This window comes from Hoeflea sp., assembly GCF_039975035.1.
GTDB lineage: Bacteria > Pseudomonadota > Alphaproteobacteria > Rhizobiales > Rhizobiaceae > Hoeflea.
This window is the reverse complement of record NZ_JBDWHW010000006.1, coordinates 1-4,014: the sequence shown is the minus strand read 5'-3', so window position 1 is coordinate 4,014 and position 4,014 is coordinate 1. Positions and strand designations below refer to the sequence as shown.

Sequence of the window (4,014 nt, the reverse complement as noted above, 5' to 3'; positions counted from 1 at the left end):
GTAACGGCGGAGCAACTACTCGCTGCTGCGCAGACTTCCAGAACGGCGTAAACACCTTGAAATGGCCACCCGACTTGGTCTCCATCTCCCATGGTTCAAACAGAAGCGACGCCTTGAAGCTTTGGACTTCGATTTCATCGGCCTTTAGGTCTGCCTTAATGTCAGAATCCCGGGCTATTGTGTGCGGTTCATAGCACCGGTTCCAGTAGACGGCTTTAGCGCCCGTGTCGGCGACCAACTGCAGTATCAGGTGGCGGGCACTGCCCCGCAGAAAGACCAGTCCGGGCAGTTTTTCCTTGAGCGCGGCGAGACTATGATGCTGCCACCAACGGCTGGCCGCCCCTAGAGGGTGTGTTTCTCCGGATTGCTCCGGAGTTTCCAAGATAAAAACCGGCAAAACCGCGCCCTTTTGCGCGGCCTCATAAAGAGCCGGATTATCGGATATACGAAGGTCCTGGCGGAACCAGACAATTGTTGTCATGTTGCCTCTGACGTTATGCGTTTAACTTGTTACGTCAGAGGCAATTGTCGGATCAACAAATTCGAACCAAATTTATGCCGGGACCGGTGTCTTGGCTTCTGTACGCAAGCGGCCGAAATGTTCATCCCAGCCAGCATCCAGTGCACTCAACATCATGAATGCAGCCTCACCAGCCGCTTTTTCGATACCTTCATGTTGAAGTGTCAGCCGCGTTCCCCCTGCCGCCCTTTCAAGGGTCCACCGAACGGTCGTCAAAGCTCCTTCCAGTGGTTCGAACGTAAACGTATAGACAAGGCTGTCGAAAGGACGCATCTCCAGAACTGTTCCCCAACAAACACGGGTCATGTCCTTGTGCTGGTTCAACAATGTGTAGTCAGCCCCTTCTTTGAGGTCCTCTTCAGCCGGATGGAACCAACGGGCAAGCTTGTCTTTTTCGGTCAGGAACCCCCAGACAACATCTTTCGGCGCATCCAGAATGATCGTTTTGGTCAATGTTGTTGCTGTCATTTGCTCGTTTCCTTTTTCTCTTTCATGTCCTTGGCAATTTCACGCTGCAATTTGGAAAGTTTGCTGTCCCAGAACTGTTCGAAGTATCCGAGCCATTCGAGCGCTGATTTCATCGGAGCAGGTGTCAATTCGCTCAAGCGCTCTCGCCCGCGAACCTGGCTCCTGATCAACCCGCCCTCCTCCAGGATAGCCAGATGTTTGTTGATGGCTGTTCGCGAGATATCAAACCGTTCCGCAATCTCTGCCACCGGCAAGTTTTCATCTGAAAGGTGAACCAGGATTTCACGCCTGGTTGGATCGGACAGCGCGCGAAATACGGCTTGGGGCCCGGTATTCATTGCCCCGCTCCCGCGACAGGCAGGAAATCGAACGGGCCATCCTGATAGAGAAATGTCACGCAATCGGTTTTGGAGACGCATTTGCTCAGATGCGCAAGTCCTGCCGGTATTTCATAATAATCTCCCGCTTCAAGAATGGTTTCGGAAGAACCATCTTCGTTTGCGGCGACGTGAACCATTTGCCCCGAGACAATAATCCCGTGCATGGCAGCACTTTTGACATGAATCGGGCTTACCAATCCGCCCGGCAAGCGGACCATAGCCATATAACTCTCTTCAAACCGGTTGCCCTCAAGGGCTGCAAAGCCGACACCTTCCGGTGTGACTTCCCAGTTTAACTGAGGTTGCGGTTGCAGCGTAATGACGCTCGGTTCAGCTGCCCACGCCGGAACTGCACCAATCATAAACGCAAGTGAGATCAACCCGTATCTGCTCATATCGCCACTCTTTCATAACACCATTAGGTGTCATTTATATAACTCCTTTAGGTGTTACTTCAAGTGTTCTAACTGTTTTTCTGAAAAGAATTTTATCTGGCAGTTTTTTCTCCGCGAGAAAACCGGGCAAACTCCCAATCAACAGAAGCCGGAAGATCTGGATCCGCAGGTCATATCCTTGATGCACAGCTACTCCTGATTGACAGAGCTAAACTATCAAGCTTACCTGTCTTAAAGAGCAAGTCGTTCGCCCTAGGGTTTTGATTGATATTGCCTGAAGTTGCTCCATATGATGGGCAACAAGAAAAACAGTTCGAGGGAGAGCGAAACGTGACCGACGGAAATATAGTGGTCCCTGCTTCAACGGTATCTGGTGCAGTGACAGCCCCTGCCCCGATGATTGATCCATTTGGCCGCGCCGTCACTTATCTACGCGTATCCGTCACAGACCGCTGCGATTTCCGCTGTGTTTACTGCATGGCTGAAGACATGACGTTTTTGCCGAAACGCGAAGTTCTCAGCCTTGAAGAACTGGACCGGCTTTGTACTGCTTTCATTGAAAAAGGCGTTCGCAAACTGCGCCTGACAGGCGGTGAACCGCTGGTGCGCAAGAACATCATGAGCCTGATCCGCAATCTTGGACGGCACATTGACAGCGGGGCTCTGGAAGAGCTGACGATCACCACAAACGGTTCTCAATTGGCCCGCTTTTCCAAGGAACTTTATGATTGCGGCGTTCGCCGTATCAATGTTTCGGTCGATACACTTGACCCGGACAAGTTCAAGGCCGTGACCCGCTGGGGCGATCTGGCCAAGGTAAAGGACGGCATTCGGGCAGCGACTGACGCCGGTTTGAAGGTCAAGATCAACATGGTGGCGCTCAAGGGCGTAAATGAGCACGAAATCGTTCCAATGCTGGAATGGTGCCATGAGCACGGCTACGACCTGACCATGATCGAAACCATGCCACTCGGCGAAATCAATGAAGATCGCACCGATCAGTATCTCCCGCTTTCTACCGTTCGAAGCCGATTGGCGGAACAGTTCACGCTGACAGAGATTCCCTACAAGACCGGCGGACCAGCTCGGTATGTCACTATTGAAGAGACGGGTGGGCGTCTCGGCTTCATCACGCCGATGACTCATAATTTCTGCGAAAGCTGCAATCGTGTTCGTGTGACCTGCACTGGCCAGCTTTATATGTGCCTCGGTCAGGACGACATGGCTGATCTCAGAGCACCGCTGCGCGCATCTGAAGGCAATGAACTCTTGAGCGATGCGATCGACGAAGCCATCGGCCGCAAGCCGAAAGGCCATGATTTCATCATCGACCGCGATTCAAAACAGCCTGCCGTGTCTCGCCATATGAGTGTTACCGGCGGTTAGGCCAATCCTGGAATTCCTAGTCGGTCGGCAGATGGCTGATTTGTTTCTCTCCGAAATAGACAGCTGTCACGAAAACCAAACTCGCGGCGGCGCCAACCGCCATGACAACGACCATAGGAGCGGCTCCTGAACCAAGTTCATCTGTTGCCAGAAAACTGGCAACAATAGCACTGGCGATGGCACCAAAACCGATCTGAAGGGAGCTGGTCAAACCCGCTGCAGTTCCGGCAAGGTCCGGTCGCACGCTAACAGCACCGGAAATAGCGCTAGGCAAACAAACGCCATTTCCAACACCAACAAAAAACATTGGCAGGAATAACATGGGAGCATTTAGGGCACCTGAAACCACAGCTGCGGCAATGAGCAACACGCCGAATAACCCAACGAGCGTCCCTGCGATAATCATCCGAACAACGCCGACCCGTTCAGCAACTCGACCAGTTATAAAGTTCCCAAGGATGTAGCCCAGCGCCACAACCATGAAATACAGGCCAATTTCAGCAGGTGTTAGCCCTAAGACGCCTGCAGCTACAAAAGGGGCACCGCCAAGGTAGGCGAAATACAGCGCAGCTGAAGATACAGCGCACAAACAAAACGCCCAGAACATTTTTTCCCGAGCCAGCTGATTATAACTAGACGCGATTTTCCGGATACTGACCGGGCTGCGATAGCGATTTGTTTCCGGCAGGTACAAAAACGCAGAAACAGTAACTCCCACACCGAATATGAGCATCAGAAAGAAACCGCCACGCCAACCGTATTGCGCATCCAGGAGCCCGCCGATTGCCGGTCCGATTGTCGGTGCAACGGCCATGCCCATTGTCACGTAACCAATCATGCTGGCCGCCTGTTCCCGGCCAAACAT

6 protein-coding genes are annotated in these 4,014 nt (G+C 52.6%); 1 reads left to right on the top strand and 5 read right to left on the bottom strand.

The annotated features are described in order from the left end of the window. The 4 genes from ABJN75_RS00610 to ABJN75_RS00595 form a co-directional block, all read right to left on the bottom strand. A partial coding sequence (locus tag ABJN75_RS00610) for a deoxyribodipyrimidine photo-lyase (protein ID WP_348435838.1) occupies window positions 1-481 on the bottom strand: 481 nt, incomplete at its 3' end. A gap of 72 nt (window positions 482-553) precedes the next feature. Next, window positions 554-988 (bottom strand): SRPBCC domain-containing protein, encoded by a 435-nt coding sequence (locus ABJN75_RS00605; RefSeq protein ID WP_348435836.1) that lies wholly within the window; start codon window positions 986-988, stop codon window positions 554-556. Next, window positions 985-1,326: a metalloregulator ArsR/SmtB family transcription factor gene (locus tag ABJN75_RS00600; RefSeq protein WP_348435834.1), complete on the bottom strand. Its 342-nt coding sequence runs from the start codon at window positions 1,324-1,326 to the stop codon at window positions 985-987. The genes ABJN75_RS00605 and ABJN75_RS00600 overlap by 4 nt, the downstream gene beginning before the upstream one ends. Further along, window positions 1,323-1,763 carry a hypothetical protein gene (locus tag ABJN75_RS00595; protein WP_348435832.1) on the bottom strand — a complete coding sequence of 147 codons (441 nt, stop codon included), beginning with the start codon at window positions 1,761-1,763 and terminating at the stop codon, window positions 1,323-1,325. The genes ABJN75_RS00600 and ABJN75_RS00595 overlap by 4 nt, the downstream gene beginning before the upstream one ends. Before the next feature lie 396 nt (window positions 1,764-2,159). Here ABJN75_RS00595 and moaA point away from each other — a divergent pair, with 396 nt between their 5' ends. After that, window positions 2,160-3,149, top strand: a complete 990-nt coding sequence (gene moaA, locus ABJN75_RS00590; RefSeq protein WP_348435840.1) for a GTP 3',8-cyclase MoaA — start codon at window positions 2,160-2,162, stop codon at window positions 3,147-3,149. A gap of 16 nt (window positions 3,150-3,165) precedes the next feature. Here moaA and ABJN75_RS00585 read toward each other — a convergent pair. Next, a partial coding sequence (locus ABJN75_RS00585; protein WP_348435830.1) for an MFS transporter occupies window positions 3,166-4,014 on the bottom strand: 849 nt, incomplete at its 5' end.

Excerpts from the sequence above, each read along its gene's own strand:
- ABJN75_RS00605 (WP_348435836.1), bottom strand. The coding sequence starts at position 988 with ATGACAGCAACAACATTGACCAAAACGATCATTCTGGATGCGCCGAAA.
- ABJN75_RS00600 (WP_348435834.1), bottom strand. The coding sequence starts at position 1,326 with ATGAATACCGGGCCCCAAGCCGTATTTCGCGCGCTGTCCGATCCAACC.
- ABJN75_RS00595 (WP_348435832.1), bottom strand. The coding sequence starts at position 1,763 with ATGAGCAGATACGGGTTGATCTCACTTGCGTTTATGATTGGTGCAGTT.
- moaA (WP_348435840.1), top strand. The coding sequence starts at position 2,160 with ATGATTGATCCATTTGGCCGCGCCGTCACTTATCTACGCGTATCCGTC.